Annotated in this window: 24 protein-coding genes; 9 read left to right on the top strand and 15 right to left on the bottom strand. The window is 65.4% G+C overall.

Annotation, left to right across the window (positions count from 1 at the left end):
* The 5 genes from ACODS4_RS24855 to moeB form a co-directional block, all read left to right on the top strand.
* A partial coding sequence (locus ACODS4_RS24855) for a hypothetical protein (RefSeq protein ID WP_488868355.1) occupies nt 1-456 on the top strand: 456 nt, incomplete at its 5' end.
* Between the two features lie 197 nt (nt 457-653).
* On the top strand, nt 654-2,015 hold the full coding sequence (locus tag ACODS4_RS24850; protein WP_488868354.1) for a YcaO-like family protein: 1,362 nt from the start codon (nt 654-656) through the stop codon (nt 2,013-2,015).
* Nucleotides 2,012-3,394 (top strand): TfuA-like protein, encoded by a 1,383-nt coding sequence (locus ACODS4_RS24845; RefSeq protein ID WP_488868353.1) that lies wholly within the window; start codon nt 2,012-2,014, stop codon nt 3,392-3,394. The genes ACODS4_RS24850 and ACODS4_RS24845 overlap by 4 nt, the downstream gene beginning before the upstream one ends.
* Entirely contained in the window at nt 3,391-3,669 is a 279-nt protein-coding gene (locus ACODS4_RS24840; protein WP_119830043.1) for a MoaD/ThiS family protein, read from the top strand. The genes ACODS4_RS24845 and ACODS4_RS24840 overlap by 4 nt, the downstream gene beginning before the upstream one ends.
* A gap of 58 nt (nt 3,670-3,727) precedes the next feature.
* The gene (gene moeB, locus ACODS4_RS24835) at nt 3,728-4,885 is read left to right on the top strand and encodes a molybdopterin-synthase adenylyltransferase MoeB (protein ID WP_488868352.1); all 1,158 of its coding nucleotides are present in this window, start codon (nt 3,728-3,730) and stop codon (nt 4,883-4,885) included.
* A 42-nt stretch (nt 4,886-4,927) separates the two neighbouring features.
* Here moeB and ACODS4_RS24830 read toward each other — a convergent pair whose 3' ends face one another.
* The 10 genes from ACODS4_RS24830 to ACODS4_RS24785 all read right to left on the bottom strand — a co-directional run bounded on the left by ACODS4_RS24830 (nt 4,928) and on the right by ACODS4_RS24785 (nt 17,120).
* Nucleotides 4,928-5,323: a response regulator gene (locus ACODS4_RS24830; RefSeq protein ID WP_488868351.1), complete on the bottom strand. Its 396-nt coding sequence runs from the start codon at nt 5,321-5,323 to the stop codon at nt 4,928-4,930.
* Nucleotides 5,320-7,035 carry a PAS-domain containing protein gene (locus ACODS4_RS24825; protein WP_488868350.1) on the bottom strand — a complete coding sequence of 572 codons (1,716 nt, stop codon included), beginning with the start codon at nt 7,033-7,035 and terminating at the stop codon, nt 5,320-5,322. The genes ACODS4_RS24830 and ACODS4_RS24825 overlap by 4 nt, the downstream gene beginning before the upstream one ends.
* Before the next feature lie 121 nt (nt 7,036-7,156).
* Nucleotides 7,157-8,779 (bottom strand): sensor histidine kinase, encoded by a 1,623-nt coding sequence (locus ACODS4_RS24820; RefSeq protein ID WP_488868349.1) that lies wholly within the window; start codon nt 8,777-8,779, stop codon nt 7,157-7,159.
* A gap of 340 nt (nt 8,780-9,119) precedes the next feature.
* Complete coding sequence (locus ACODS4_RS24815; RefSeq protein WP_488868348.1) at nt 9,120-11,810, bottom strand: ATP-binding protein; 2,691 nt, start codon at nt 11,808-11,810, stop codon at nt 9,120-9,122.
* A 26-nt stretch (nt 11,811-11,836) separates the two neighbouring features.
* Nucleotides 11,837-12,046 (bottom strand): hypothetical protein, encoded by a 210-nt coding sequence (locus ACODS4_RS24810; protein ID WP_488868347.1) that lies wholly within the window; start codon nt 12,044-12,046, stop codon nt 11,837-11,839.
* Nucleotides 12,043-14,241: a 3'-5' exonuclease gene (locus ACODS4_RS24805; RefSeq protein WP_488868346.1), complete on the bottom strand. Its 2,199-nt coding sequence runs from the start codon at nt 14,239-14,241 to the stop codon at nt 12,043-12,045. The genes ACODS4_RS24810 and ACODS4_RS24805 overlap by 4 nt, the downstream gene beginning before the upstream one ends.
* Nucleotides 14,238-14,648: a response regulator transcription factor gene (locus ACODS4_RS24800; protein ID WP_488868345.1), complete on the bottom strand. Its 411-nt coding sequence runs from the start codon at nt 14,646-14,648 to the stop codon at nt 14,238-14,240. Before ACODS4_RS24800 ends, ACODS4_RS24805 begins: the two co-directional genes overlap by 4 nt.
* Nucleotides 14,649-14,907: 259 nt before the next feature.
* Nucleotides 14,908-16,023, bottom strand: coding sequence for an SPOR domain-containing protein (locus ACODS4_RS24795; protein ID WP_488868344.1), 1,116 nt, complete (start codon nt 16,021-16,023; stop codon nt 14,908-14,910).
* Nucleotides 16,024-16,165: 142 nt separating this feature from the next.
* Nucleotides 16,166-16,435 (bottom strand): twin-arginine translocase TatA/TatE family subunit, encoded by a 270-nt coding sequence (locus ACODS4_RS24790; RefSeq protein WP_488868343.1) that lies wholly within the window; start codon nt 16,433-16,435, stop codon nt 16,166-16,168.
* A gap of 97 nt (nt 16,436-16,532) precedes the next feature.
* On the bottom strand, nt 16,533-17,120 hold the full coding sequence (locus tag ACODS4_RS24785) for a septation protein A (RefSeq protein WP_488868342.1): 588 nt from the start codon (nt 17,118-17,120) through the stop codon (nt 16,533-16,535).
* Between the two features lie 150 nt (nt 17,121-17,270).
* Between ACODS4_RS24785 and ACODS4_RS24780 the strand changes: the two genes are divergently transcribed.
* The 3 genes from ACODS4_RS24780 to ACODS4_RS24770 are packed head-to-tail and all read left to right on the top strand — an operon-like array spanning nt 17,271 to nt 20,156.
* On the top strand, nt 17,271-17,888 hold the full coding sequence (locus ACODS4_RS24780; RefSeq protein WP_488868341.1) for a DUF4337 family protein: 618 nt from the start codon (nt 17,271-17,273) through the stop codon (nt 17,886-17,888).
* Between the two features lie 59 nt (nt 17,889-17,947).
* The gene (locus ACODS4_RS24775) at nt 17,948-18,616 is read left to right on the top strand and encodes a type II restriction-modification system restriction endonuclease (RefSeq protein ID WP_488868340.1); all 669 of its coding nucleotides are present in this window, start codon (nt 17,948-17,950) and stop codon (nt 18,614-18,616) included.
* 10 nt (nt 18,617-18,626) lie between these two features.
* On the top strand, nt 18,627-20,156 hold the full coding sequence (locus ACODS4_RS24770; protein ID WP_488868339.1) for a class I SAM-dependent methyltransferase: 1,530 nt from the start codon (nt 18,627-18,629) through the stop codon (nt 20,154-20,156).
* A gap of 12 nt (nt 20,157-20,168) precedes the next feature.
* Here the strand turns inward: ACODS4_RS24770 and ACODS4_RS24765 are convergent, their stop codons facing one another.
* The 4 genes from ACODS4_RS24765 to ACODS4_RS24750 all read right to left on the bottom strand — a co-directional run bounded on the left by ACODS4_RS24765 (nt 20,169) and on the right by ACODS4_RS24750 (nt 25,051).
* Entirely contained in the window at nt 20,169-21,674 is a 1,506-nt protein-coding gene (locus tag ACODS4_RS24765; RefSeq protein WP_488868338.1) for an AMP nucleosidase, read from the bottom strand.
* 217 nt (nt 21,675-21,891) lie between these two features.
* Nucleotides 21,892-23,007, bottom strand: coding sequence for a 3-isopropylmalate dehydrogenase (leuB, locus tag ACODS4_RS24760; RefSeq protein WP_488868337.1), 1,116 nt, complete (start codon nt 23,005-23,007; stop codon nt 21,892-21,894).
* A gap of 85 nt (nt 23,008-23,092) precedes the next feature.
* Nucleotides 23,093-23,704, bottom strand: a complete 612-nt coding sequence (gene leuD, locus ACODS4_RS24755) for a 3-isopropylmalate dehydratase small subunit (protein WP_488868336.1) — start codon at nt 23,702-23,704, stop codon at nt 23,093-23,095.
* A 177-nt stretch (nt 23,705-23,881) separates the two neighbouring features.
* Nucleotides 23,882-25,051: an MFS transporter gene (locus ACODS4_RS24750; RefSeq protein ID WP_488868335.1), complete on the bottom strand. Its 1,170-nt coding sequence runs from the start codon at nt 25,049-25,051 to the stop codon at nt 23,882-23,884.
* A 109-nt stretch (nt 25,052-25,160) separates the two neighbouring features.
* On the opposite strand from ACODS4_RS24750, the gene ACODS4_RS24745 reads away from it, so the two are divergent.
* The gene (locus tag ACODS4_RS24745; protein ID WP_488868334.1) at nt 25,161-26,069 is read left to right on the top strand and encodes a LysR substrate-binding domain-containing protein; all 909 of its coding nucleotides are present in this window, start codon (nt 25,161-25,163) and stop codon (nt 26,067-26,069) included.
* Between the two features lie 80 nt (nt 26,070-26,149).
* On the opposite strand, the gene ACODS4_RS24740 is transcribed toward ACODS4_RS24745, so the two are convergent.
* Nucleotides 26,150-26,521 (bottom strand): cupin domain-containing protein, encoded by a 372-nt coding sequence (locus ACODS4_RS24740; RefSeq protein ID WP_488868333.1) that lies wholly within the window; start codon nt 26,519-26,521, stop codon nt 26,150-26,152.
* Nucleotides 26,522-26,706 lie beyond the last annotated feature (185 nt).

The following is a 26,706-nucleotide window of genomic DNA, read 5'->3' as shown; positions in this document are numbered from 1 at the left end:
GGCCAGATCGCCGGTGGCACGATTGCGGCGGGTCAGCCTGCTGGCGGTCCGATTGCCGCTGGATCGATTGCGGCGGGCCAGATCGCCGGTGGCACGATTGCGGCGGGTCAGCCTGCTGGCGGTCCGATTGCCGCTGGATCGATTGCGGCGGGCCAGATCGCCGGTGGCACGATTGCGGCGGGTCAGCCTGCTGGCGGTCCGATTGCCGCTGGATCGATTGCGGCAGGCCAGATCGCCAGTGGCATGATCGCCGCCGGTTCAATCGCGGGCGGCGCGATTGCCGCTGGATCGATTGCGGCTGGTCAGATCGCGAGCGGCGCGATTGCGGCTGGCGCCATCGCTTCCGGTGCCATTGCGGCTGGAGCCATCGCGGGCGGAAGCATCGCGGCGGCGACTCCGGCGCCGGACGCGGGCGCTGCGCCGACTGACGCGGTCGATCCGACGAAGGCCGATTGACGGTGTTCGCGGCGCTCCGTCGGGTTGGCTCCAGAACTGGCGGTTCAATCCGGCGGGGCGCCGCGCCCTCGCTCACATCCGTCCGAACGCTCTGGCGCTGTTTGAGGTTTTTCAGACCGCCTGATAAGACAGGGTGTTGCGGATATGGCTTGTCTCACAATCTGTTCCGTTCGTCGTGTCCGCCAACGCCATGACTCGTGACGGGGCGTCGCGTCCCCATCCCCGACCGACCGGAGTCGTTGATCCTGCCTTACCCGATGACCGACAGCCCACCGTCGCCGCAAGCCGAGCCGGGGATCCGGTTGGGCGATGCCGTTCACCGCGCCGCCAAGCGCTTTTTTCTGGGCACCCACCGCACGGCGACGCCGGAAGAGACGCTTGCCCGCATCGCGCCCCATTTGGGCCGCTGCGGCATCACCCGGCTGGCCGACGTGACCGGCCTGGACCGGCTGGGGATTCACACCGTGTTGGGGCACCGTCCCAACAGCCCGACGCTGTCCGGCAGCGCGGGGAAGGGCTTCAGTTTGGCCGCCGCCACGGTGTCCGCCGCGATGGAGGCCATTGAGTTCCACCATGCGGAAACCATCCGCCTGCCTTATGTCGAGGCGAGTTGGAACGATCTGCCCGCCGACGCGCGAATCCCGGTGGAGCGTTTGCCCGGCACCAAGAACGGCTCCTTCCGCGCCGACCGCCCCGAATTCTGGGCGTGGGGCTGGGATCTCATGAACAACCGGGTGGTGGCGGCGCCGTGGGCGTCGGTGGCGCTGCTCGGCAATCCGGTGGCGCGACCGGGGGTGCGCAGTTTCTACGCCATGGGAACCAACGGGCTGGCCAGCGGCAACCATGTTTTGGAGGCCATCGCCTCGGCGCTCTATGAAGTGATCGAGCGCGACTCCGCCGCCTGTTGGCGCTACGCCGCCCAGGCGCTGGGCTGGCCGACGCCGCGCGTGGATTTGAGCACGGTGGACAGCCCGGTGGTGCAGGACCTGCTGCGCCGCTTTGACGAGGCTGGCATTTGCCCGTTGCTGTTCGACCTGACCGCCGACATGGGCGTTCCCACCTACCTCTCCATCGTTTATGACCGCGATGTGCGCAAAAGCGGCATGCACCGGGGCTATGGCACGCATCTGGAGCCAGCGGTGGCGATGTCGCGGGCGCTGACCGAATCGGTGCAGTCGCGTCTGGTGCTGATCGCCGGATCGCGCGACGATTTCTTTCGCCGCGATCTGCAACGCAACCAGAACGCCGACGGTTCGGCGGAGGTGGCGGCGATGGAAAGCCAACCGGCGACGGCGGACGCCCGGCGCTTCACCAACCAATCGACCCCGACCTTCGAGGGCGACATAAACCGGCTGCTGGCGGCGTTGCGGCGGGGCGGGGTGGAGCAGGTTCTGGTGTTTGACCTGACGCAGGAGGAGATGGGCATCCCCGTGGTCCGCGTTGTGGTCCCTGGCCTGGAAGGCTACGGTTTCGACTTCTACACGCCGGGCGCCCGTCCGGTGGCGTTCGCCAACGCGCTCGCCACCCACGCCGCGACCCAGGCGGGAGCCGCGTCATGAAGATTTGCGTCTTTCTTGGACCGACCATGCCGGTCGAGGACGCGCGGGCGATTTTGCCGGACGCGGTCTATCTGCCGCCCGCCTCGCAGGCCGATCTGCTCAGCGCCATGACGATCCACCGGCCCGACGTGATCGCGCTGATCGACGGGGTGTTCGGGCAATCCCTGTCGGTGTGGCACAAGGAAATCCTCTTCGCGCTCCACAGCGGCGTCGCGGTGTATGGCGCGTCCAGCATGGGCGCGCTGCGGGCGGCGGAATGCTTGCCCTTTGGCATGATCGGTTTCGGCGTCGTGGCGCGCGACTATGTCGAGGGCCGCTTGACGGGGGATGACGAGGTGGCGCTGGCCCACGCCGGGGCGGAAGACGGTTATTTCCCGCTGTCGGAGCCGCTGGTCAATCTGCGCGCCAGTCTGGCGGCGGCGAAGGCCGCCGGGGTGATCGACGCGGCGCTGCACGAGCGGTTGCTGGCGGCGGCCAAGGCGCGCTTTTTCCCGGAACGCACCCGGGACCGCATTTGGGCCGACGCCGGTTTGACGGTTGACGAGGCGGCGCGGCTGGACGACTTCCTGGCCAGCGGATCGGTGGACCAGAAGCGGCTGGACGCCGAGGGGCTGCTCGCCCATTTGCGTGGGTTGGAGCAGGCGCCGCGCCCGGCGCCCTTCACCTTCAACGCGTCGCATTATTTTGAGGTGCTGTACGAGCGGGATCGGCGCGTCGCCCATGGCGAACACAGCGTGCCCTTGTCGGAAATCGCCAGCCACGCCGCCTTGCACCGCCCCGATTTCGCCGAGATCAACGCGGCGGCCCTGGGGCGGCTGTTGATCGCGCAACTGGCCGACGTCGTCGGCGTCGCCGCCGGACCGGCGGAGATCACCGAAGAGGTGCAGCGTTTCTGCGCCTCGCGCGGGATTGTCGACCCGGCTGGGCTGGCCGACTGGTGTCGCCGCAACGATCTGAGCGACCCGGAATTTTCGGCGCTGATTGCGGAGTTGGCGGTTGAACGGGCGATGCGGCGTTGGTTGGTGTCCCGCCGCTACCTCGCCCGCACGACCAAGCCCGTGTTGAACGAGTTGCGCTTGCGCGGTTTGTATGAGCAAACCGCCCGCGAGGCGGCCTTGATCGACCGGGTGACGCAGTTGCATTTCGGCGACGCCAGCCGCCAGCCGCCGGGCGCGCTGGAGGATCTGCTGGCCGATCATCTGGCCAACACCGAATGCCGGATCGACGCCCCGGCCGAAATTTGGGCGCAGGAGTATGGCTTTAAGGACGGTCATGATCTGCGCATTGATTTGATGCGCGCCAAGCAGGTCCGTGATCTGTTCCGCCAATTGGCCAAGGAAGCCGAAGCGGCGTTGAGCAAGGAGGAGGTCGAGGCATGAGTGACGTGACGATCCGCATTCCGACGCCGCTGCGCGGCTTTGTCGGCGGGCGCGACCAGGTGGCCGTGCCGGGCGCGACCGTGCGCGAAGCCTTGTCGGCGCTGACCGCTGGGCAAGCGACGTTCCAGGACCGGCTGTTCACGGCGGAGGGCGATTTGCGCCGCTTCGTCAACGTCTATCTCGGGCGGGAGGATGTGCGCCGTTTGGGCGGGCTGGACGCGCCGCTGCCGGCGGGAGCCACCTTGACGGTGATGGTCGCTCTGGCGGGCGGTTGATCGGGTGAGGTTGATCGGGTGACGGCGACGCGGTCCATTGGCCCGTGAGGAGGGTTGCATGAGCTTGAAGGATCGGCGGCTTGCGGAGTTGCGCGCCCGTGTTCCAGAGGTTGGCCCGGTCGAGGCTCTGGCCTTGCAGCGGGCGGGCGCCCTGCTGATCGACGTCCGCGAGGATGAGGAGACGGCGACGGGCAGTCCGGTGGCGGCGGTTCGCCTGCCGCGCGGCTTCCTGGAATTGCGGATCGAGGAAAAGGCGCCCGACGCCAGCCGCACCTTGGTGCTGATGTGCGCCGGTGGCGCGCGGTCGCTGTTCGCGGCGGAGGATTTGACGCGGTTGGGTTATGAGGATGTCCGCTCGCTCGCCGGAGGCTTTTCCGCCTGGAAGGCGGCGGGCCTGCCGGTGGAGACGCCGCCGCAACTCGACGCGGCCCAGCGCGAGCGCTACCGCCGCCATTTGACGATGCCTGAGGTTGGTGAAGCCGGTCAGCATCGCCTGTTGCGCAGCCGCGTCGCCCTGATTGGCGCCGGCGGGCTGGGGTCGCCCATCGCCTTGTATTTGGCCGCCGCCGGGGTTGGTCGTCTGACGCTGATCGACGACGACACGGTGGAGCGCAGCAACCTGCAACGGCAGATCCTGCACGCCGAAAGCCGTCTGGGCCAGCGCAAGGTGGACAGCGGGCGGGCGGCTCTGCTCGACCTCAACCCGACCATCGAGGTGGTGGCGCATGACGCCCGGCTGGAGGCTGGCAATGTCCTCGATTTGCTGGGCGGTCACGACGTGGTGGTGGATGGGTCGGACAATCTGCCGACGCGCTATCTGGTCAACGACGCCTGCGTGAAGCTGGGCGTTCCCAACGTCTATGGGGCGATTTTTCGCTTTGAGGGGCAGGTGTCGGTGTTCGGCGGCGCGACGCCGGGCGCCCGCCCGTGCTACCGCTGCCTGTTCCCCGAACCGCCCCCGGCGGAATACGCGCCATCCTGCGCGGAAGCGGGCGTGTTGGGTGTGTTGCCGGGCGTGATCGGCACGATCATGGCGGCGGAAACGATCAAGCTGCTGCTGGGGCTGGGCGAACCGCTGGCCGGGCGTCTGCTGCTGTATGATGGTCTGCGCGGCGAGTTCAACGAGATCGCCGTGCCGGTCGATCCTGAATGCCCGTCTTGCGCGCCGAGCGCGTCGATCGCCTTGACCGATCTGGCGGCGGTGTGCGGGGCGTGACGATGGGGCGCCCTTTTCCGGCAGGGAAAGGGCGCTCTCCGGTTACGCGGCCTGCTTGTCGGCGATGATCGAGTTCACCAGCTTTTTCAATTCGGTGAAATCCACCGGCTTCGTCACCAGATTGGTGGCGCCGTTGTCGAGCGCGCGGCGGCGGTTTTCAACGTCGCCATAGGCCGTGACCATGATGACCGGAACGTCCGGCGTCTGCGCGCGCAGCCGTTGGAGCAAATCCAGCCCGCTCATGCCGGGCATGTTGATGTCGCTGAGCACCAGGAAGGTTTCCGGGGTCAGGCCGACGTCCAAGGCTTCCAACGCCTGCTCAGCGGATGTGGCGAAATGGAAGGCCACCTGTCCGCTGCGCAGCTCCGCACGGAAACGTTGCCGAAACAAATCTTCGATGTCGGGTTCATCGTCAACGACAAGAATACCCAGGGTCATGGCTTGCGGCGCTCCCCTAGCGACACCGCCGGAATGGCGCGTGGCAGCGTGATCGTGAACTCTGCGTGGTCGTTCTCAACGCTGGTGACGTCAAACCGACCTCTATGTTGATGTACCACGATGTCATAGCTGAGTGAAAGTCCTAAGCCTGTTCCTTCGCCTGTTGGCTTTGTTGTGAAGAATGGCGTGAAGAGTTTCGCAATTACCGCCTGTGACATTCCAACGCCATTATCACGAACGCGAATTTCTATTTTATCGCCGCAATCAAACGTCGATATGGTGAGTGTGGGGTGATAGTTGACGTCTGTTTCAGTCCGCTGACGTTTGCGCACCGCATAGAAAGAATTGGTGAACAAATTGACCAGAACGCGGGAAATGTCGGGAGGGACGATTTTCACCTCGCCGACGTTTGGATCGTAATGGCGGATAAAACTGGTGTTGAACTCCCGGTCTTGGGCGCGCACCGCGTGATAAGACAGGGCCAGAGCCTCTTCAACCAGCGGGTTGACGTCGGTGCGCTGCCATTCGCCGCCGCCGCCGCGTGAATGGGCCAGCATGCTTTTGACGATGTTGTCGGCGCGGCGGCCATGGTCGGCGATCTTGCGCAGGTTGCTGTGCAGACTCGACACCAGATCCTTGGCCTCCGCCTGTCCGTCCTGGTCGAGTCGATTGTCCAACGGGCCGAGAAGATTCAGCAACTCATCCAGCAACTCGCTGGTCAGTTCGGCGAAATTGTTGACGAAGTTCAGGGGGTTTTTCAGTTCATGGGCGATCCCGGCGGTGAGCTGACCCAGGGAGGCCATTTTTTCCTGAACGATCAGTTGCTGCTGCGTGTCGCGCAACTCTTCCAGAATGGATTCGGTGCGCTCCTTGGCGTCGCGCAGCTCGTCTTCGATTCGTTTGCGTTCGGTGATGTCAACATGGGTGACGACGATGCCGCCATCGGCGCGCGGCGCGGTGCGGATGTCCAAAATGCGCCCGCTGGGAACCCGGCGCTCTGAATTGATGACGCCCTTGACCTGGAACAACTTGCGAATTTCCGAGATTTTGTCGTCCTCGGAGCAATCGCCGTAATCGCCGCGCTGGTGGTTGTAGCGCAGCATGACGTCCATCGGCGTGCCGGGTGGGAACAGGCCGGGGGGGTAGTCCCACAGACGCAGCAACTCGCTGTTCAACCCTTCCATCCGGCCTTCACGGTCGAGCATCAGAACGCCGTTCGGCATCGCGTCGATGGCGGCCTGGAGCCGTTGCCATTGATGCGGCAATTCGGTGAAGCCAATGTGCGGGCGCACTTGGGCCAGCATTTCCATCACCGCTGGTTCCCCGCCCCAATCGATCGGTTCCAGCACCTGATCGAACCACTGGACGCTGTTGTCGGCGCGCCGCCGCTTGGTGCGTCGAACGTCGGCGCGGGTCAGGCCGGACAGGCATTGGTCATAGGCCTGACGTTCGGAGAAGAGGGCGTCTTCGGGGACAAGCCGCATCACGCTGGGCAGAACCAGAACATCGTCGGGGGCCAGATAGCCCAGCAGATGGGCCAGTCCCTCGTTGCAATGGAGGATGTGCTCGCCGCGATGGACCAGCAGGCCGGGCATCATCGACATGACCTGTTCGCGGTAAAGTCGGGCGCTGTCGAGCGTGCCCGCCACCGTGACGGGGGGATCGATGGTGCCGTCCAGAAGGTGCTCGCCGCTGTGGTCAGGAGCGTTCATGGCCGTGCTGTGTCCCGATGCCGTTTGTGTCCGGTCATTGTTGTGCAGGGACGACGGCGATGCAATCAGGACGGCGACGCGCGCTTGTGGAAGCGGGAAAAATGGCTGGGAGAAGGCTTGGTTACGGCGCGTCGAGCGGCAGGCGGAGGATGACGGACGTTCCGCAGTCAGACGCGCTGTCGATGTTGATTTCCCCGGCGAGCTTGCCCGTCACCAGATTGAAGACGGCGTACAACCCCAACCCCATGCTGCCCGCGCCGCGCCGGGTCGTGGCGAAGGGTTGGAACAAGCGTGGCAGAATTTCCGTCGGAATGCCGCGTCCATTGTCGGACACCCGCAACTCCACCCGTTCATCGCTCAACAGGCGGGCGGTCACGGTCACTTGGCCGCCCGAAGGGTCGCTTGAATTGCCGTCGAAGGCGTGGGCGAAGGCGTTGGTCAGCAGGGCGATCAACACCTCGGTCAGCGCGCCGGGGTAGGTGTCGAGAACCAGACCGTCGGGGCATTCCAGGCGCAAATCATGACCGATGGCGGCGGGTTGAACGCGCACCGCCAGGATGATGTCGGCCAGATATTCGCGCAGATCGAAGCGGCTGCGCGGCGACGAGGCCTTGCCCTCCGTCACCAGCTTCAGGCTTTGCACCAGGGCCGCCGCGCGTTCGATGTTGGACACCAGCAGGCCCGACACCTCGCTGGCGGTGCCGACATACTCCTGAAAATCGCTTTTGCGGAGTTGCCCGCCATTGAAGGTCAGGATGATCGCGTCGGAAACATTTTGCAGATGGGTGGCGGCGGTCAGCGCGATGCCGACCGGCGTGTTGATCTCGTGCGCCACGGCGGCGATCAGTTCCCCGATCACGGCCATTTTTTCGGCGCGGATCAGATCGCTCTGCATACGCTCCAGATCGCTCAACGCCTTCTCCGCAGCGTCTTTGGCGCTGCGCAGCGCCTCGGCCTGGACCTTGCGTTCGGTGATGTCGTAGAGCCAGACGATGTAAACCGCGTGTCCTTCATAAACGGTGTGGTCGAAGGACATAATCATCCAAACCGTGCGGCCGTCGTCGCGGACGAAATGAATTTCGTCGTTGCGGATCGTTTCGCCGCTGCGGGTCCGACTGGCTGGGCGGTCGCGGTCCTCGACATGGCGGAACAGGGCGTCCGCGCCGCGTTGGCGCATGGTGTCCGGCGTGGCGCCGAACAGTTCGACGCAGCGCTGGTTGCAGTAGAGAAGCTCCCCGGTTTCGGTCAGGATCGACACGCCGATCGGGCTGGTGTCGAGAACACGGCGCAGTCTTGCGGCTTGCGCGCGCGACGCGGCTTCCGCCGTGCGTGTTTCCTGCAAGGCGTCGCGCAGTTTGCGCACGGTCTTGCAGGCCTCCAGCGTCTTGTGGATGGTGGCTTCGAGGTCGGCGAAATCAATGGGCTTGATGATGAAGTCAAAGGCGCCGCGATTCATCGCCGCGCGCACGTTGCCCAGATCGCCATAGGCCGAGACCATCACCGCCCGGATGTCGGCGTTCACCTGGGGCAGATGGTCCAGCAGGGTCAGGCCGTCCATGCCCGGCATGTTGATGTCGCTCAACACCATGTCGATGTCGGGTTCGGCGCGCAACGTCGCCAAGGCTTCCTGCCCATTGTGGGCGAACAGGAACTCCAGCTCTCCCGCACGGACGGCGCGGCGGAAGCGCTGCATAATCAGCGCCTCGACATCCCGCTCGTCATCAACCACCAGAATCTTGCCCATCCCGCTTCCCTAACGCCAACCCGCTGAATCAGCGAATCGTTTTTGCGGGACCATTCCCCGAAGGCGGCCAGCCGACAGAGCGCGATCTCCCCGTGCCGTTCGCCGTCCGAAGCCGGAACCGTTGGCGACACCATAAGCGCGGATTGCGCCGACGGGAAGAGTTGAGCCGCTTTGCCCTGTTGGGGTTGTGAGCGCCGAATGTCGGTCAAGGCCGAAAAACCGCAAGACTTATCCCTTCCAACAGCATCGCGCGGCATGACGTGGGGACCATATTAACACGCGTTTTCGGCCTGTGGAGTGGGGTGTTTGCACATTGACATGTCTGGATTGCCTGTAGGCGTCAGTCCTGAGCGTCGGCCAGCGGCACTGTGAACCAAAAGGAAGCGCCCGCGCCGGGGGCGCTGACCACGCCGATTCGGCCGCCCAGATGTTCGACGATGCGTTTGCAGATGGCCAATCCCAGCCCGGTTCCGGCGGGTTTGTCGATCATCGGATCGCCGACCTGACGGAAACGGTCGAAGACGACCTCGTGGTGTTCCGGGGCCAGGCCGGGGCCGGTGTCGGTGACGGCGACGCGCAGGACATCGTCCCGCCGTTCGGCGGACAGCGTCACCCGACCGCCGTGGGGCGTGAATTTCGCCGCGTTGGACAGCAGATTGACGACGACCTGAACCAGCCGATCCTGATCGGCCCGCACCGGCGGCAAATCAGGCGGAATCGCCGTGTCCAGCGTCACCCCGCGTTCCTGGAGCAGCCCGGCGGCGGCGGCGGCGGCTTGCTCCAAGGCTGTGGCCAGATCGAGCGGGCCGATGGTCCAATCCATTTCCCCGGCTTCGATCTTCGCCATGTCGAGGACCTGGTTGATGAGGCGGGTCAGCCGCTCGCTTTCGGCGATGACGATGGCCAAAAACTCGCGGCGTTGGTCGGCCTCGATGCCGGGATCGTCGTGCAAAATCTCGCTGAGCGCGCGAATCGAGGTCAGCGGCGTGCGCAGTTCGTGCGTCACCGTGGACAGGAACTCGTCCTTCAGCCGGTCCAGCGCGGTCAACCGTTCGTTGGCGGCGCGCAGCGCGTCGGTGGCGCGCTCCAACTCGGCGGTTTTGAGTTCCAACGCCCGGCTGTGGGCGATGACATGGCTGGTTTCATCGAGCATCCGCAGCAATTCCGCTGTGCCGACCGCCCCGCCCGGCGCGACGGAGGCCAAGGCGACGCGGGCGGACGCGCCGCCGATGGCTCCGGCCAACAACCGTTCGGCCAGCCGCAACCGCTTCGGCCCGGCCAACGCGTTCGGGTCATCCCCGGCGAAGGCGTGTTCGGCCCGTTGCGGCCCGAGAAAGCGGGCGACGACGCGGGACAGGTCGCTGACGCGGACGGCGCCGCGCCAATCGGCGATGGCGTCCGCCGAATCGGCGCGCTCGAACACATCGACAAAGGCGGCGGCCTGGGCCAGCTCCGCCGAATCGGGGCGGTCGAACAGGGACAGGCCGACATACAGGCCGATGTTCGCCAACGCGCTCCAGAACAGGGCGTGAGTCAGCGGATCGAACCCCTCCAGCCCGAACAGGGCGTAGGGCCGCAGCGCGGTCACGCCCCACGGGCCAAACTCGATGAAGGACGCGGGCAGCCAACCCGACCGGGCGAAGCTGGGCAGCAGCAACGTGTAGGCCCACACCAGCGTTCCGGCGGCGACTCCGGCCAGCGCGCCGCGCCGGGTGGCCCCCTTCCAATACAGCCCGCCGATCAGCGCCGGGGCGAATTGCGCCACCGCCGCGAAGGAAATCAACCCGATGGAGACCAGGGCGTAGGCCGATCCCGCCACCCGGAAATAGACATAGCCAAGCAGCAGAATGGCGGCGATGGCGATCCGGCGGATGGCCAGCAGCAGCGGCGACAGGTCGGTCGAGCGTTCCAGCGCCGGATGACGCAGACGCAACAGCGCGGGCATCACCAGATCGTTGCACACCATGGTGGACAGGGCGACCGATTCGACGACGATCATGCCGGCGGCGGCGGACAGCCCGCCGAGGAAGGCCAGCAGCGCCAACCCTTCGGCCCCGCCCGCCATCGGCAGGGCCAGGACGAACAGGTCCGGGTCGGTGGCGCCGCCGAAGCGCAGCAGCCCAGCCACCGCCACCGGCAGCACGAACAGGTTGATGAGCAGCATGTAGAGTGGAAACAGCCACAGGGCGCGGTTCAGGTGCCGCTCGTCGACATTCTCGATCACCATGACCTGGAATTGCCGGGGCAGGCACAGCACCGCCGCCGCCGCGAGCGCCGTGCTGGCGGTCCAGGCCCCGCCGCCCAGCGCCAGTTCAACGGAAAACAGGCGCTGGATGTCGGGGCGGGCGGCGGCGGCGCGGAACAGATCGGTCAACCCGTCATGCAGGCCCCAGACGACGAAGCCGCCGACGGCGAGAAAGGCCACCAGCTTGACCAACGATTCAAAGGCGACGGCGGCGACCATGCCGGGGTGATGCTCGGCGGCGTCGATCTGGCGCGCGCCAAAGACGATGGCGAACAGCGCCATCGTCGCGGCGATCAGAAAGCCGTTGTCGAGGAAGGGCGCATGCTCGCCGGTTCCCGTCCCGATTCCGGTCAGCGCGTCGAAGCTGACCGCCACCGCCTTCAATTGCAAGGCGATGTAGGGGGTGACGCCGACCACGGCGGTCAGCGCGACCAGCCCGCCCAACAGGGGACTGCGGCCATAGCGGCTTCCCAGAAAATCGGCGATGGAGGTGATGCGTTGGCTTTTGGCGATCCGCAGGATTTTTCGCAGCGGCAGCGGCGCCAACAGCATCAGCAGGGTGGGGCCGAGATAGATCGGCAGAAAGCCGATGCCCAGCGACGCCGCCCGACCGACCGACCCGTAAAAGGTCCAGGTCGTGCAATAGACCCCCAGCGACAGGGCGTAGATGGTGGGCGAGGCGATGACGCTGCGCCCCGCCGCCGCCCGCCGATCCGCCCAATGGGCGATGGCGAACAGCGCCAACAGGTAGGCGAGCGAAACGAACAGGACGCTGGTCCAGGCCATCGCTCAACCTCCCGGGCGCGAAGAGTTCATCGCCGTTCCGCCGCCAGCGCCGCCAGCGCGATGACCGCCGCCCACGCGGCCAGGATGTAGGCGTAGAGCGGCGGCAGACCGAACAGCGCGCCGTCGCCCTCAAGCAGGCGGAGCAGCGGCGGGTTGAACAGGAACAGGGCGAGCAGGAACAGCCCGACCATGCGGTCGCGGCGCGGCGGCTTGGCGGCCTCCGGCGCGGGGGTCAAAAGGCGCGCTCCCGGGCCGCCAGCTCGACCAGGATGTTCGCGCCGCGAATGGCGTCGTCCAGCGTGGCCACGCCCTGTTCGCGCAGCATCTCGACCATGCGCAGGAACACCGCCGCCGTCACCAGACTGTCGCCCAGCGCGGTGTGCCGGTCCACCACGGCGATGCCCAGCCGTTCGGCGATGCCGTCCAGCGTGTGGTCGCCATCGTTGCCCAACAGCATGCGCGACAGCAGCATGGTGTCCAGCACCGGCCCGTCAAAAGCCACGCCGCTGGCGCGTTCCTTCATTTTCAGGAATTTCAGGTCGAAGGCGGCGTTGTGCGCCACCATGACCGCGCCGGAGACGAAGGCGCGGAACTGGGGCAACACCTTGTCCACCGTCGGCTTGTCGGCGACCATGGCGTCGGTGACGCCGTGGAAGGGGATCGATTCGGCGGGAATCGGCCGCTTCGGGTTGACCAGCGTGTTGAAGGTCTCGCCGGTCAGAATGCGCCCGCCAACGACGCGGACGGCGGCGATCTGGATGATTTCGTCGCCGGTGCTGGGCGACAGGCCGGTGGTTTCGGTGTCGAACACCACGTAATGCAGGCGGTCGAGCGGCGTCCGCCCCAACTCGCTGGTCGCCAGAGGCTGGTGCAGCAGGCCGAAATCGAAGAATTCCGGGCGGGCGCTGGGCTTGATGTGGGTGTGGGCCGACGGGGGCGACAGGGCGGGCGGCAACGGCATGCGCAGGCGGACGAAGCCCTCGCGCTCCGGCACCGGCTCGCACCAGACGGTGCTGCGGTGGTGTTGCAGCACGTCGCCGACGGTCAAGCCGCCCAAGCCGCCGGGCAGCGGCTGGTCGAGCCAATCGTCCAGCGTGGCGCTTGGCACGGTGGCGCCGCGCCAGACCAGATCCAGATAGACCCAGCGGTCCCCGGCCTCGGCCGCCAGATCGAAGGCGGTGGCTCCGGTCAAGGCATGGACCGATCCGATCAGATGACCGAACAGCACGACCAACGTGTAGCTGTCGCCATGCACCCATTGCGGCAGGCCGGTCAGGGTGACGATGGTGGCCGCCTCGCCGCCGACGCGGTGGCGGACCAGATTGATGAGGTTGTTGGAATGGATGTCGCTCATCGGCCAACTGCCGGTGACGACGTCGCGGTAGGCGGCGGTCACGCGCTCCAGGCGCTGGGACAGGGCGCCGGTGGACTCCATCATGGCGCTTTCAAACGCCGCGCGGTCGCCCGGCCCCAGATCGGGGTTGTCGTAGAGCGTTTCCACCGCCGCGCGCAGATTGGCGATGGGCGCGCGGAATCCCTCCGTCGCTTCGCGCAGCAGGGCGTCGCGTTGGCCCAACGCCGCCAACTCGCGGGTGGCGTCGGACAGGGTGACGACGTAGCCGGTGATGGTCGGCGGCTCGTCGTCGGCGTCGTCGTTCTCTTGCAACACGGCGCTCATCCGGCCTTCCAACAGGATGCGCCCGTCGGTGGTGGAGCCGATGAATTGCGCGGTGGTCCCGTGTTCGTGATCGACGTGCCGCCCCTCGCGCACGCGCAGGGTCAGCCGTTCCAGCGTGTGCGTCACCGGCTCCGCCACCACGAAATGCAGCAGGGAGCGGCCCAGCCCCAGATCGCCGGTCAGATGCAGGATGTCCAAGGCGGTCTGGTTGTAGAGCAGGATTTGGTGTTTGGTGTTGCAGACGATGACGCCCTCGTGCAGGTCGCGCAGCACGGCGGCGAGGCGGGTTTTCTGTTCCTCCGCCTTGGCCGTCGATTCGGCGACGGTGTGGGCGATGTCGCGGCGGACCAGGGCCAGCTTGTCGGACAGCTCGTTGACCGCGCGGGCGATGGGCACGAGATCGCCGTAACGGGCCAGCGGCACCCGTCCGCCCACCGCGCCTTCGGCGTTGCCATGGGCGATCAGCCCGGCCTCGCGGCTCAGCGTTTCGGCGGCGCGCAGCAGGAAGCGGTCCACCGTCAGCCACAGCCCCCACACCCCGGCGGCCAGCGCCCCGGTCATCACCACGGCGTAGGTCAACAGCGGGTCGGCGGCGGCGGAATCGCGCACGGCCACGGCCAGCCCGATGGACAAGGCGACCAGCCCAAGGCCGACGGCGCGGAAGATCAACGGCACCATCCGGCGCGGGGCCGGGCTGTTCGCCGGATGGGTCGGGGCGACGCGTGGCGACGCGTCGGCGTTGGGCATGGTCATCGACCGCGCCCCAGCGCCGATTCCGGGGGGGACTCCGCCGGGACGCCCAGATGGCGGCGGACGGTGGCCAGAAGGTCGCGGGTCGAGAATGGCTTGGTGATGAAGTCGGTGGCGCCCAACGCCATGCCCTTTTGCCGCTCCACGTCGCGGCTTTTCGCCGTCAGCATGATGATCGGCAGCGATTTCCAATCCGGGTTGACGCGCAACGTCTGGCAGACGTCGAAACCGTCGCGCTTGGGCATCATGACGTCGAGCAAAATCAAGTCGGGGGTGAAGGATTCGACCGACTGGATCGCTTCCTCCCCATTGCGGGCGACGCGTACGTCGAATCCGGCGCGTTGCAGCAGGACCTGGAGCGACAGGACGATGCTTGACTCGTCGTCGACGACCAGGATGGTCGGCTTCATGGTGGGGCTTCCTCCGGCTCGTCGGTCTGGTGCCGACTTGTCTGTTTTGCGTGCGCCCTGGAATGTCCATGGTACGAGCAAGCAGAAGCACGGATCAAGCGGCGCGCCGGGAGGGGCGACCAAAGTCAGGGGGGTGAAACCACCAAGGAAAAGCGCGGTTTCCGCAAAAAAACCGCGAGGGGGATGACAGTATGCCGCAGCGGCGACAACCGGGCGCGGACGGTCGGCGGTGAAATTCGGGCGACCGTCCGCTTTGTTCTCAGCGCGCCGATACCGGGTAGGCGGGCACGCCCATCTTGGCTTTCAGATCGTTCGCGGCCTGTTGGGCGGCGGCCTTGTCGGCGTAACCGCCGACGCGCACCGCGTGCCACGTCTTATTGGCGCTGTCGGTCCATTCCAGCCCAAAGGCGGCGTAACCGGCTTTCTTCAGCTTCTGCACCTGAATCGCCGCGTTTTCGGCGACCTGATAGGAGCCGACCTGCACGGAATAGCGACCGTTCGGGACCGCGTCGCCGGACGGGGGCGGGGCCGCCGGTTGGGGCGGCGTCTTGACGGTCGGCTTTGCGTCTGCGGCCTTGGTCTCCGCCGGTTTGGCGGGGGGCGGCGGGCGTTTGGCGACCTCACGCGGGTCTTTGGGCGGGGCCAGCATGGCTTGCAAGGCGCCGGTCTCCGCCGCCTTTGGGGCGGGCGGTTCGGCGGGCTTGGCGGGAGGCGCCTCAGCCGCCTTGGGCGCGGGCGCCTCCGCTGGCGTTGGCGCGGCGGCGGCTTGGGCGGCGGCGACTTGGGAGGCTGGCGTGGGCGCGGGCGGGGCGGCGTGTGGCGGTTCCGCCGGTTTGGCGACCGGCGCGGGTCTTGCGGCGGAGGCCGGGGCGGCGGTCGGCGGCAAAGCGGGTGGTTCGGGCGCCTTCAGCGCGGGCGGCGGGGCCATTGGCGCGGCCCCGGCGGGCGGCGTCGGCGGCGGCGCGGCGGGCGGCGGGACGGGAAGGGCCGAGGCGACGGGCGCGCGGGCGATCAGCGATTCCGGGGCGGGGTTGGCCGTGTTGGCGGCGGGCGCGCGGGTGATGGCCGGGGCGGGCGGAACCAAGGAGGTGGTCGCGGACGGATCGCCGGGCGGGCTGCCGCCCGGATCCAGCATCACCACGGCGAACCCAATTCCAGCGGCGGCGATCAAAGCGGCGGCGATTTTGCCCAATGGCAGCCCGCCGGAGGCGGCCTTCGGCTCCTCGTCATCGTCCTCAAGATCGGCGACGTCGTCGATGGGATCGGCCTTCAAGTCGTCGTTCAGCGCGCGGAGCAGCTTGGCGATGTCCTCGCTCTCCGGGGTGGGCGCGTCCGAGGACTTGCCGGCGGCCTTCATTTGATCTTTGAACGTCACGGCGAGCAACGCATCCCGAAAGGAACAGGGGCTGTCCCCAGTCTTGCGCAAACGCAAGCTGCGGGACAGCCCCATCTTTCTATCGTATTTCCTCGGGCGATCAAACCGCTATGCGGTCGCAGCCCGTGAGAAAGACGGGACCTCAGCCCTGGTGCGGCTTCGCCGGATCGGCGGGCGCGGCTGCCGGCTGCGGTTGAACCGGCGGCTGGGCCTGCGGTTGCGCGGGGGCCGCCGCATGGCTGGTGGTGGCGGGCGGCGAGGCGGCGGCGTCCTCCTCGTCCTTCATGCCAGCCTTGAAGGCCTTCACGCCCTTGGCGATGTCGCCCATCACGGCGGGCAGTTTGCCCGCGCCGAACAGGAGGAGGACGATCAGCAGAACGATGATCCAATGCCAGATGCTGAAACTGCCCATGAGCGTGAAACCTCTGTGGTCGAGCGGTCTGTGGTGGGTGTGCGGCGAAGACACGCCCCGGATGTGAGGGGGCGCGCCTCCGCCGACAAGGGGGAGGTCAGGGAGACGGGCCGTTCGGCGCCGATTCCGTGGCGGTCTCCGCAGCGGTTTCCGGGATTTGATGGCGCATGATGAGCGGGGTTTGCAGCGCGCTGAACAGCAAGGTCAGCGGCATGATGCCGAACACCTTGAAATTCACCCAGGCGTCGGTGTCCATGCTGCGCCAGACGACCTCGTTCACCACGGCCAGCAGCAGGAAGAACCACGCCCAGCGGACGCTCAAGGTCCGCCAGCCCTGATCGCTCAGAGCCAGCACCGTGCCAAGCAGTCGCTTCATCACGTTGCGGCGGGTGACGTGGGCGATGAACAGCACGGCGGCGAACAGCAGATTGACCAGCGTCGGCTTGATCTTGATGAACAGATCATTTTGCAGCCACAGGGTCAGCCCGCCGAAAATCAGCACGAATCCCGCGCCGACCACCGGCATGATCGGCACCCGGCGCTCCAGACGCCAGGAGACGGTCAGCGCGATGGTGATCGCGACCATGAAGACGGCGGTGCCGGTCATGATGCCGGCTTGGGAATTGGCGATGAAGAAGGCGGCGAGCGGGCCGGCCTCCGTCAGCAGGCGAACGAGCGGATTCATGCCCCTGACATAGCCCGAACCGGGCCGTCGTGAAAGGGGCGAAAACGATCATCGGCGCGGGATCGCGTGACGGTTTTGCGAAGGCTTTCCTTTGCCGCGTCGCTCGTCTAACTCTTCGGCAAGGATTCAAACCAACAAAGGCAAGCGGTCATGGACGCGGCGGAAGTCAAAGAATTGATCGACGAGGCTCACGAGCATGAGCGCCACAAGCGCGGGCATGACGACGGCGACGGCGGGCTGAAAATTTCGACCGCCGTCTATATTTCGATGCTGGCGGCGGTTCTGGCCATCGTCAGCGTCGCCGGTTCCAACGCGGGCAAGGACATGATGGCCAGCGCCATCGAGGCGTCGGACAGCTTCGCCTATTATCAGGCGAAGACCCAACGGCAGATCAGCCTGCGGCTGGCGGCGGACGAACTGGAGCTGTTGAGCGCGGGGATGCCCGCCGAAGGCCAAGCCCGCGCGTTGAAGAAATCCGCCGAATACCGCCTGAACGCCGACAAGATGGAAGCCGACGACGGCAAAAACAGCCGCAAGGATCTGCTGGCCAAGGCCAAGGCGGCGGAGGCCAAGCGCGACCACGCGGCGACGCAAGACCCCTATTTCGATTTCGCCGAGGGGCTGTTGCAGTTGGCCATCGTCCTGGCCTCGGTCTTCGCCATCACCAACATGGGCTTCATCCTGTGGGTCAGCCGGGCGCTGGCGGCGGTCGGGCTGGCGCTGGCCATCGACGGCTTCACGCTGGCGTACCCGTTGCCGTTTCTGTAAGGGCGGATGAGGAGGAACTTCCTAAATAATGCGCTTCCACGAGCTGGAGTTGTTCAATCATGTTGCGTTACCCAGAGAAACCAACGCTCAGCCTTGACGCTTTGTGGGAGGAGGCGGCGCTTTTTGCGGCGAGGGAAAGCACGTTTGATGAGCCATCCCTGTTCGGCGTGACGGATGGCAAGGCCGTTGGGACTTATCTCGAACATAAATTCACCAATTTTCTTTTGGAGAGATATGAATTCAATCAAGGGAACTCTGCGGCTGGAATCGATTTTCCAGAACTTGAAATCGACATGAAGGTGACGAGCGTCAAACAACCTCAATCATCCTGCCCTTACAAATCCGCTCGCCAGAAAATTTTCGGACTTGGGTATCATCTGATTGTTTTTGTCTATGAGAAATTTGATGACGCCGAGGTGCGCACTGGGCGTCTTGATATGCGCCATACGATTTTTGTTCATCGAGATCGAACGGCGGATTACCAAATGACCCGAGGTCTTTGCGAGATTCTGGATCATGATGGAAACGAGGAGGATTTGATCGCCTTCATGGTTGACAGGAATCTGCCAATTGATGACATCGAAGCGCAACGCATTGCAGGAGAATTGATGCAAAAACGCCCGGAAATAGGTTATTTGACGATCTCAAACGCTTTGCAATGGCGGTTGCAGTACAAAAGGGTCATTGACTGCGCTGGCGTCGTTGATGGCGTCCGACGTATCCGTTAGGATTTTTGGCATGCCCCCGAGAAAAGTGAAACCCGTTTGCGAATTTGGGGATTTTCAAACCCCGGAAGCGCTGGCGGTTCGCGCGATGGTTGTGTTGCAGCGTATGGGCATGGCGCCAGGGTCTGTGTTGGAGCCAACCTGTGGCCGAGGGGCGTTTGTTCTGGCTGCAAGGAAGGCCTTCCCCTCGGTTCCTGTTCTTGGGGGGGACATCAACCGCGATCACCTTGATGAGCTTGACCGCCGCTTGTCGGCGATTGGCGGCGGTGAGCGGGGGGTCCAACTGCGGCACGCTGATTTCTTTCAAACGGATTGGGGTGCTGAGGTGGCTCGGCTTCCTGAGCCTGTTTTGATCGCTGGAAATTATCCGTGGGTAACGAACGCTGCATTGGGTGCGTTGGGAAGCGCAAACCTTCCGGGAAAGTCAAATTTTCATGGGTATGTCGGTCTTGAAGCCTTGATGGGCAAAAGCAACTTTGACATATCCGAGTGGATGCTGCTGCGCAATCTTGACTGGCTTTCTGGGCGGACGGGCGTCATCGCCATGCTGTGCAAGGTGGCGGTTGCGCGCAAAATCCTTATTCACGCCTGGAAAGCCGATTTGCCGATTCGGCGCGCCAGCCTCCACGCGATTGATGCGATGAAGCATTTTGGCGCCGCTGTGGACGCTTGTTTTTTCGTTCTGGAGCTTGCTCCGGGCGGGAACTCGCGAGAGTGCGCGTTTTACAGCAATCTTGAAGATGATGAACCATCTGGGATGTTTGGCTACCATGACGGGTTGGTGGTGTCCGACGTCGGTCGATATGTGCGCCACCGCTCCTTGCGTGGGACGGATTCACACTGCGTTTGGCGTTCCGGCATCAAACATGATTGCTCCAAGGTGATGGAGTTGACGCTCGCCGATTCGGTTTTGGTCAATGGCTACGGCGCGACGGTGTCGATTGAAGATCGCTTTCTCTACCCGTTGCTTAAAAGCTCTGATTTGGGAGGAAAGAGAAAGCGGGAACGGCAGATGCTTATGCTTGTGCCACAGAGGTCGATTGGTGAATCCACGTCGGGGATTGCGAATGTGGCTCCAAAGACCTGGGCGTATCTGCGAGAAAATGCAGGAGCGCTTTCAGCGCGTGGAAGTTCCATTTATAAAGGAAAGCCAGAATTTTCAATCTTTGGTGTTGGAGATTACAGTTTTTCGCTCTGGAAAATAGCGATTTCTGGGTTTTATCGGGGTTTTGATTTTCGAGTGATTGGCCCGCAGGACGGCAAACCTGTTGTTTTTGATGACACTGTGTATTTTCTACCCTGCGGGTCGGAGCAAGAGGCGCGCTTTCTTCATCGCTTGTTGATGGCGAAGGAGACGCAGGAATTTCTGGAATCGATGGTGTTTTGGCATGACAAACGACCGATCACGGTGGAGTTGTTGAAGAGAGTTGATCTTAGGATGGTGGCGCGACAGCTTGGTTTGGAGCAGACGTATCTGGAACTCACCGCGCACCGAAGCAAGGCCGCGCAAGGGACCTTGCTCCTGTCGAATGCGGCGGAATAAGCGCGTCGCCCCCTATTGAAACGCCGCTTCCGCCAAGCTGCGCAGCTTGCGGGAATGCAGCGTCTCCATTCCGTGTTCGCGCAGCAGCTCCATCGCCAGCACGCCGATTTTCAGATGCTGGTCCACCCGCTCGCGGTAAAAGCGGTCGGCCATGCCGGGCAGCTTCAACTGGCCGTGCATCGGCTTGTCGGACACGCACAGCAAGGTGCCGTAGGGCACGCGGAAGCGGAAGCCATTGGCGGCGATGGTGGCGCTTTCCATGTCCAGACCGATGGCGCGGCTCTGGCTGAAGCGCATCAGCGGTTCGCGGTGGTCGCGCAGCTCCCAGTTCCGGTTGTCGATGGTCGCCACCGTGCCGGTGCGCATGATGCTTTTCAAATCATAGCCCGACAGGCCGGTGACGCGCTCCACCGCCGTTTCCAGGGCGCGCTGCACCTCGGCCAGCGGCGGCACCGGCACCCACAGCGGCAAATCGGCGTCCAGCACATGGTCTTCGCGGACATAGCCGTGGGCCAGCACGTAATCGCCCAGCCGTTGGGTGTGGCGCAGCCCCGCGCAATGGCCCAGCATGATCCAGGCGTGCGGGCGCAGCACGGCGATGTGGTCGGTGATGGTCTTGGCGTTGGACGGGCCGACGCCGATGTTCACCAGGGTGATGCCGTTGCCGTCGGGCCGCGTCAGGTGATAGGCGGGCATCTGCGGCATCCGCGCCAGCTTCGGGGCCGCGTCCTCCGGCGCGTCGCCCCGGTTGCGGCTGTGGGTGACGCCCTCGCCCGGCTCGACGAAGCGGTCATACTGCGCGCGGTAGGCGGCGAGCGTCGGGTCGTCGGTCGGCTCCATCACCTCCCGCGACAGGCGGATGAACTCGTCCACATAGAATTGGTAGTTGGTGAACAGGACGAAGTTCTGGAAATGCTCGGGCGCCGTCGCCGTGTAGTGGCGCAGCCGGTGCAGCGAGAAATCGACGCGCGGCGCGGTGAACAGCGCCAGCGGCTTGACCGCGTCCGGCCCCAGATCCTCGACGCCATTGACGATGGTGTCGTCCATCCGCGCCAGATTGGGCAGGTCGAACAGGTCGGGCAGGCGGGTCAAACGGTCGGGCGGCAGATCGCCTTCGACATACAGCCCCTGGGGGAAGGCGAAATGGATGGGAATCGGCTCGTCGCTGACGCCGATTTCCAGTGGAACGCCGTGGTTGCGCAGCAGCAGCGTCAATTGTTCCGACAGATAGCGCTCATACAGGTCGGGCCGCGTCACCGTGGTGGCGTGGGCGCCGGGACCGTCAACGAAGCCATAGGCCAGCCGCGTGTCCACCGCCGCGCTGGACCGGGTGGTCAGCCGCACATAGGGGTAATGCGCGCGGTTGGGACCGCCCTCCTCGTCGCCCTGGGTGTAGGCGGTGAAGCGGTCGCGCAGAAAGCCGGTGTTGCGGTCGTAAATGTCGCGCAGGCAGGCGAGCGCGGCTTTGGCGTCGGTGAACTGGCCAACCGGGCCGGGGGGAAGCGGGGGCAGGGGCATGGCGTTTGATCGGCTCACGGCGTCGCGAAGGTCCGTAATCTTGGACACCCGTCCACAGCGCCGCAACAGCAAAAGCCCGATGCTCCCGCAATTGGCGATAACCACAAATTTAGTGGTTTCTTTCGCGTCGTCTTGGCGCGCGCCCCGTCGTCTCAAGAAAAAAGGCCCGCCCTCGCGCGGAGGACGGGCCTTTGTTTCTTAAAAGCCGATCAACCGATCAGGAGGCGACCTTGTCCAGCTCGCGCAGGATCGAATCGCCCATGACGGTGGTGGAGCAGCGGGCCATGCCCGGCGCCATGATGTCGGCGGTGCGCATGCCGCCGCCCAGCACGTTCTGGATGGCCTTTTCGATCAGCTTGGCGTCCTCGTCCAGGTCGAACGAGTAGCGCAGGGCCATCGCGAAGGACAGCAGCGTGGCGCAGGGGTTCGCCAGATCGCGACCGGCGATGTCCGGGGCCGAGCCGTGGACCGGCTCATACATCGCCTTGCGCTTGCCGTCGGCGTCGGGCGCGCCCAACGAGGCCGAGGGCAGCATGCCGAGCGAGCCGGTCATCATCGACGCTTCGTCCGACAGGATGTCGCCGAACAGATTGTCGGTGACGATGACGTCGAACTGCTTGGGGTTCTTCAGCAACTGCATGGCGCCGTTGTCGGCGTACATGTGCTCCAGCGTCACGTCGGAGTATTCCTCCTGGTGCAGCTTGGTCACTTCCTGCCGCCACAGCAGGCCGGATTCCATGACGTTGGCCTTTTCCATCGAGTGGACCTTGTTGTTGCGCTTGCGCGCCAACTCGAAGGCCACGCGGGCGACGCGGCGGATTTCCGAGGTCGTGTAGACCTGGGTGTTCACGCCGCGACGTTCGCCGTTGCCGATGTCGGTGATGCCGCGCGGCTCGCCGAAATAGACGCCGCCGGTCAATTCACGGACGATCATGATGTCCAGGCCGCGAATGACGTCGGCCTTCAGGGTCGAGGCGTCGACCAGCGCGTCGAACACCACCGCCGGGCGCAGGTTGGCGAACAGACCGAGTTCCTTGCGCAGAGCCAGCAGACCGGCTTCCGGGCGCTTGGTGTAGTCGGTCGGGTTGTCCCATTTCGGACCGCCGACGGCGCCCAGCATGACGGCGTCCACGGCCAGCGCCTCGGCCAGCGTGGCGTCGTTCAGCGGCACGCCATAGGCGTCGATGGCCGCGCCGCCAACCAGACCTTCCGACACGTCGAAGGTCACGCCGCGCTTGCGGTCCATCCAATCGATGACCCGACGGACCTGGCGCATGACTTCCGGACCGATACCATCGCCGGGGAGGAACAGAAGCTTCTTATTGGCGGGCATGGCGCGCGCACTCCCAAACACTGACGTCGAAACAGAGGAAACGGAACGGGGGGCGGTCAAGCCGACCCCCGCGATCCGGTGGAGGTTAGAGCGCCAACCAGGGCTGTTCGGCCCGGCGCTTGCCTTCAAAGCTGTCGATCCGCGACACTTCCTGAAGCGTCAGGCCGATGTCGTCCAGACCGTTCAGCAGGCAATGCTTGCGGAAGGGTTCCAGGTCAAAGCTGATGGAACCGCCGTCCGGGCCGGTGATGGTCTGGTTTTCCAGATCGACCGTGACCACGGCGTTGGACCCGCGCGACGCGTCGTCGAGCAGCAGGTCCACCTGCTCCTTGGGCAGCTTGATCGGCAGGATGCCGTTCTTGAAGCAGTTGTTGTAGAAGATGTCGGCGAAGCTGGGGGCGATGATGCAGCGGATGCCGAAATCGGCCAGCGCCCACGGCGCGTGTTCGCGCGAGGAGCCGCAGCCGAAATTGTCGCCCGCCACCAGGATCTTGGATTGACGGTAGGCCGGCTTGTTCAGCACGAACTCGGCGATTTCCCCGCCTTCGGGCGTGTAGCGCATCTCGTCGAACAGATGCTTGCCCAGTCCCGTCCGCTTGATGGTCTTCAGGAACTGCTTGGGGATAATCATGTCGGTGTCGATGTTTATCATCGGCAACGGCGCCGCGACGCCGGAGAGAACCGTAAACTTTTCCATCGCCAAAAATCCTGTCGCGCAAGAAGGCGCAAGCGTGCGCATGCGGAGTGTCGCTGAATAGCAGACCAGACCGGCCATTGCCAGCGGAAGCTTGCCGTCTCGCCGCCCGGAGCCGAGCGAACAGGCATGCGTTTGCCGCGAACGACGCAGCAATCTTGCGCGCCGCGCGCCCGCCGATCAACGATGAAACAGACCTTTCAACAGCAGCGCGGCCAACAGCACGGGAACCGCGCAGCCCAGCGAAAGCCACAGCGCCGCCGTTTCGCCATACCGCTCGATCACAAAAGCGTACAGCATCGGGGCCAGCGCGGCGACGTAGAATCCCGGCGTGATGAGCCGCCCGACGACGCTTCCGTAACTGGCCGGGTCGAACAGCGCCAGCGGCAAGGTTCCGCGCACGATGGTCAGCAGCCCGTTGCCCGCGCCAAACAGCAGGGCGAAGGCGACGCCGATCAACGCGGTCATGCCGAACAAAGGCGTCAGGAAGCAGGAGGCCAACAGGGCGCTGGCCAACGTCGCCAAACCAAAGGGCGACAGCCGCGCGCCGAACAGAACCTCCGCCAACCGGGCCGCCGACTGACCGACGCCGCGCAGGGTGGACACCCACACCGCCAGGGCGGGGGCCAACCCCAGCCCGGCCATCAACCCGATCATGTGGGCCGACAGTCCCGAATTCAGCAGGCCGGTCAAGGCGACCATCACGGCGTACAGAACGCCCGCGACGGCGGGGGAGGCCCCCGCCGGGCGTGGAGCTGGGCCGTCGTCCCCGCCGTTTTCCGGCGCGGGCGCGACGACGTGGCGGTGGTCGGGAATCAGCCGGTGCAGCGGGATGGTGGACAGCGCGATTCCGGCGTAGACGCACAGCGCTCCGCGCCAGCCCAAAGCGTCGGCCAGCGCCTGCCCGACCGGCCACAGCACCGACGAGGCCAAGCCGCCGAGCAGGGTGATCTGGGCGATGGGCCGCCGCGCCTCCCGCCCGCCGATGCGGGCCAGCGCGGCGAAGGCGGCGTCGTACAGCGTCATTCGCATCGCCAGCCCCAAGCCGATCCAGGCGGCGTAATAGCCGATCAATTCGCGGGCGGCGGCCAGACCCAGAAGGCTGACCGCCATCACCACGGATCCCGCCACCATCACCGGGCGCCCGCCATGCTGGTCGATCGCCCGTCCGACCCGGCTGGAGACCAGCCCCTGAACGGTCAAGGCCACGGTGAAGCCGCCGTGAATCGCCGTCAGCCCATGCCCCAGATCGGCGGCCATCACCCCGCCAAACAGCCCAATCACATAATAAGAGACGCCCCAGCACAAAAGCTGCGACAGGCCCAAGGCCACCACCAACCGCCGCGACATGTGATCCAACGCCGTTCCCGCCCGCGAAATGAGGAGGCAAGGCTAGACCCGAGGCCGGACTGCGGCAAAACGACTTGTTTTGCGGCGTCTGTTGAGAAAAAGTCAATGGATGTCCTCGCCGCTTCCCCCCCTGAACGCGCTGCGCGCCTTCGTCGCCGCCGCCCGCCACAGCAATTTCCGCTTGGCCGCCGAGGAGCTGTGCGTCACGCCCGGCGCGGTCAGCCGTCAGATCAAGCTGTTGGAGGAGCGGATCGGCCACACCCTGTTCGACCGCTCGCAACGGCAGGTCCGCTTGACGCCGGTGGGCGCGCGCTATTTCGCGCGGGTGGCCGATCTGTTCGAGCGGTTGGCGACGGCGACCGACGCCCTGGGCGAGGAGAGCGGGCGGCGCGTCCTGCATCTGGATTGCATCCCAACCTTCGCCATGCATTGGCTCTTGCCGCGCTTGCCGGATTTCAAGGCGCGCTGTCCCGATCTGGAACTGTCGCTGTTCACCGCGCCCGACCGCATCGACCAGTCGCGTCGCCTGGATTACGCCATCCGCCGCGATCCCGAACATTTCGCCGGGCTGACCCCGCACCCGCTGATGACCGAACGCAGCGCCCCGGTGTGCAGCCCGCGCCTGTTGGCGGAACGAAGCGTGGGTGGTCGGCCTTTTCCCGCCGCGTTGACCGACGCGCCGATCATCGCCATCCGCGCCCGGCCCGATCTGTGGCCGCGCTGGTGCGGAGCGAACGGCGTGGCGTTGGACGCGTTGGGCGGCCGGTTGGAGGTGGACCACACCTATTTCGCCATCCAGGCGGCCAAGGACGGTTTGGGCGTCGCCCTGATTCCGCTGCTGTTCATCGAACGGTCGCTGGCGATGGGCCGGTTGGTGGTGGTTCCCGGCTGCCCGCCGGTGGTGTCCGGGCGCTATCATCTGCTTGAAAGCCGCCAACCCGACCGCACCGACGCCCCGGAGTTTCTGGGTTGGCTGCGGGCGCAGGCGGATCAACCCGCGCTGGGGGCCTTTGCGTGACGCTTTCCCTCGGCGCGGACGCTGGGGCGCGATGGCGGCGGTGTGGAACGGATCGCCCCACAACGCCGTCCGGTTGCGCCTTACGACACCTTGATCGTGAAGTGCTTGAACACCTCTTTCTTGATCTCCCAGGTTCCGACGAAGTCCTTTTCGACGACGAACGCGTCGCCCGCCGTCACGGTGACGGGCGCGCCGCCGTCCGGGGTGATGACGATATCCCCCTCGATCATGTGGACGAATTCGAGATCGCTGTAGGTGGCGTGATAGGTGCCGGGGGTCGCGCTCCACCAGCCGGACACCGAGGAGCCATCCTCCGCCGTGTATTCAACCCAGGTTTTCATGGTCGGGTTGCCCGCGACCTTCTTCCAGCCGTCGATGTCGCGGTCGCTGGGCGTCGCGGCCTTGAGGCCGAATTTCTTGATCGTGCCGAGTTCTTTGATTGTGTTGGTCATCTGGCGCTCCCTGATAAAAGGCTGCGTGTGATTCCACGCCGCGCGCGCGGCGAGCGGGTTGTCCGCAGCGCGGCGATCCTCGCAGGATTGCGGCGGCGATCTCGTCCGTTTGCGACAATGGGGAGCCAAGGGCGGACGCCGCCCGCTGATTTTTGGGTCAGGCTGGCGGCGTCGAAGGAGCGCTG

The sequence above is a fragment of the Azospirillum sp. FG154 genome (assembly GCF_057809575.1).
The sequence above is the reverse complement of the archived record's forward strand: the minus strand, read 5'-3'. Positions and strand labels throughout refer to the sequence as shown.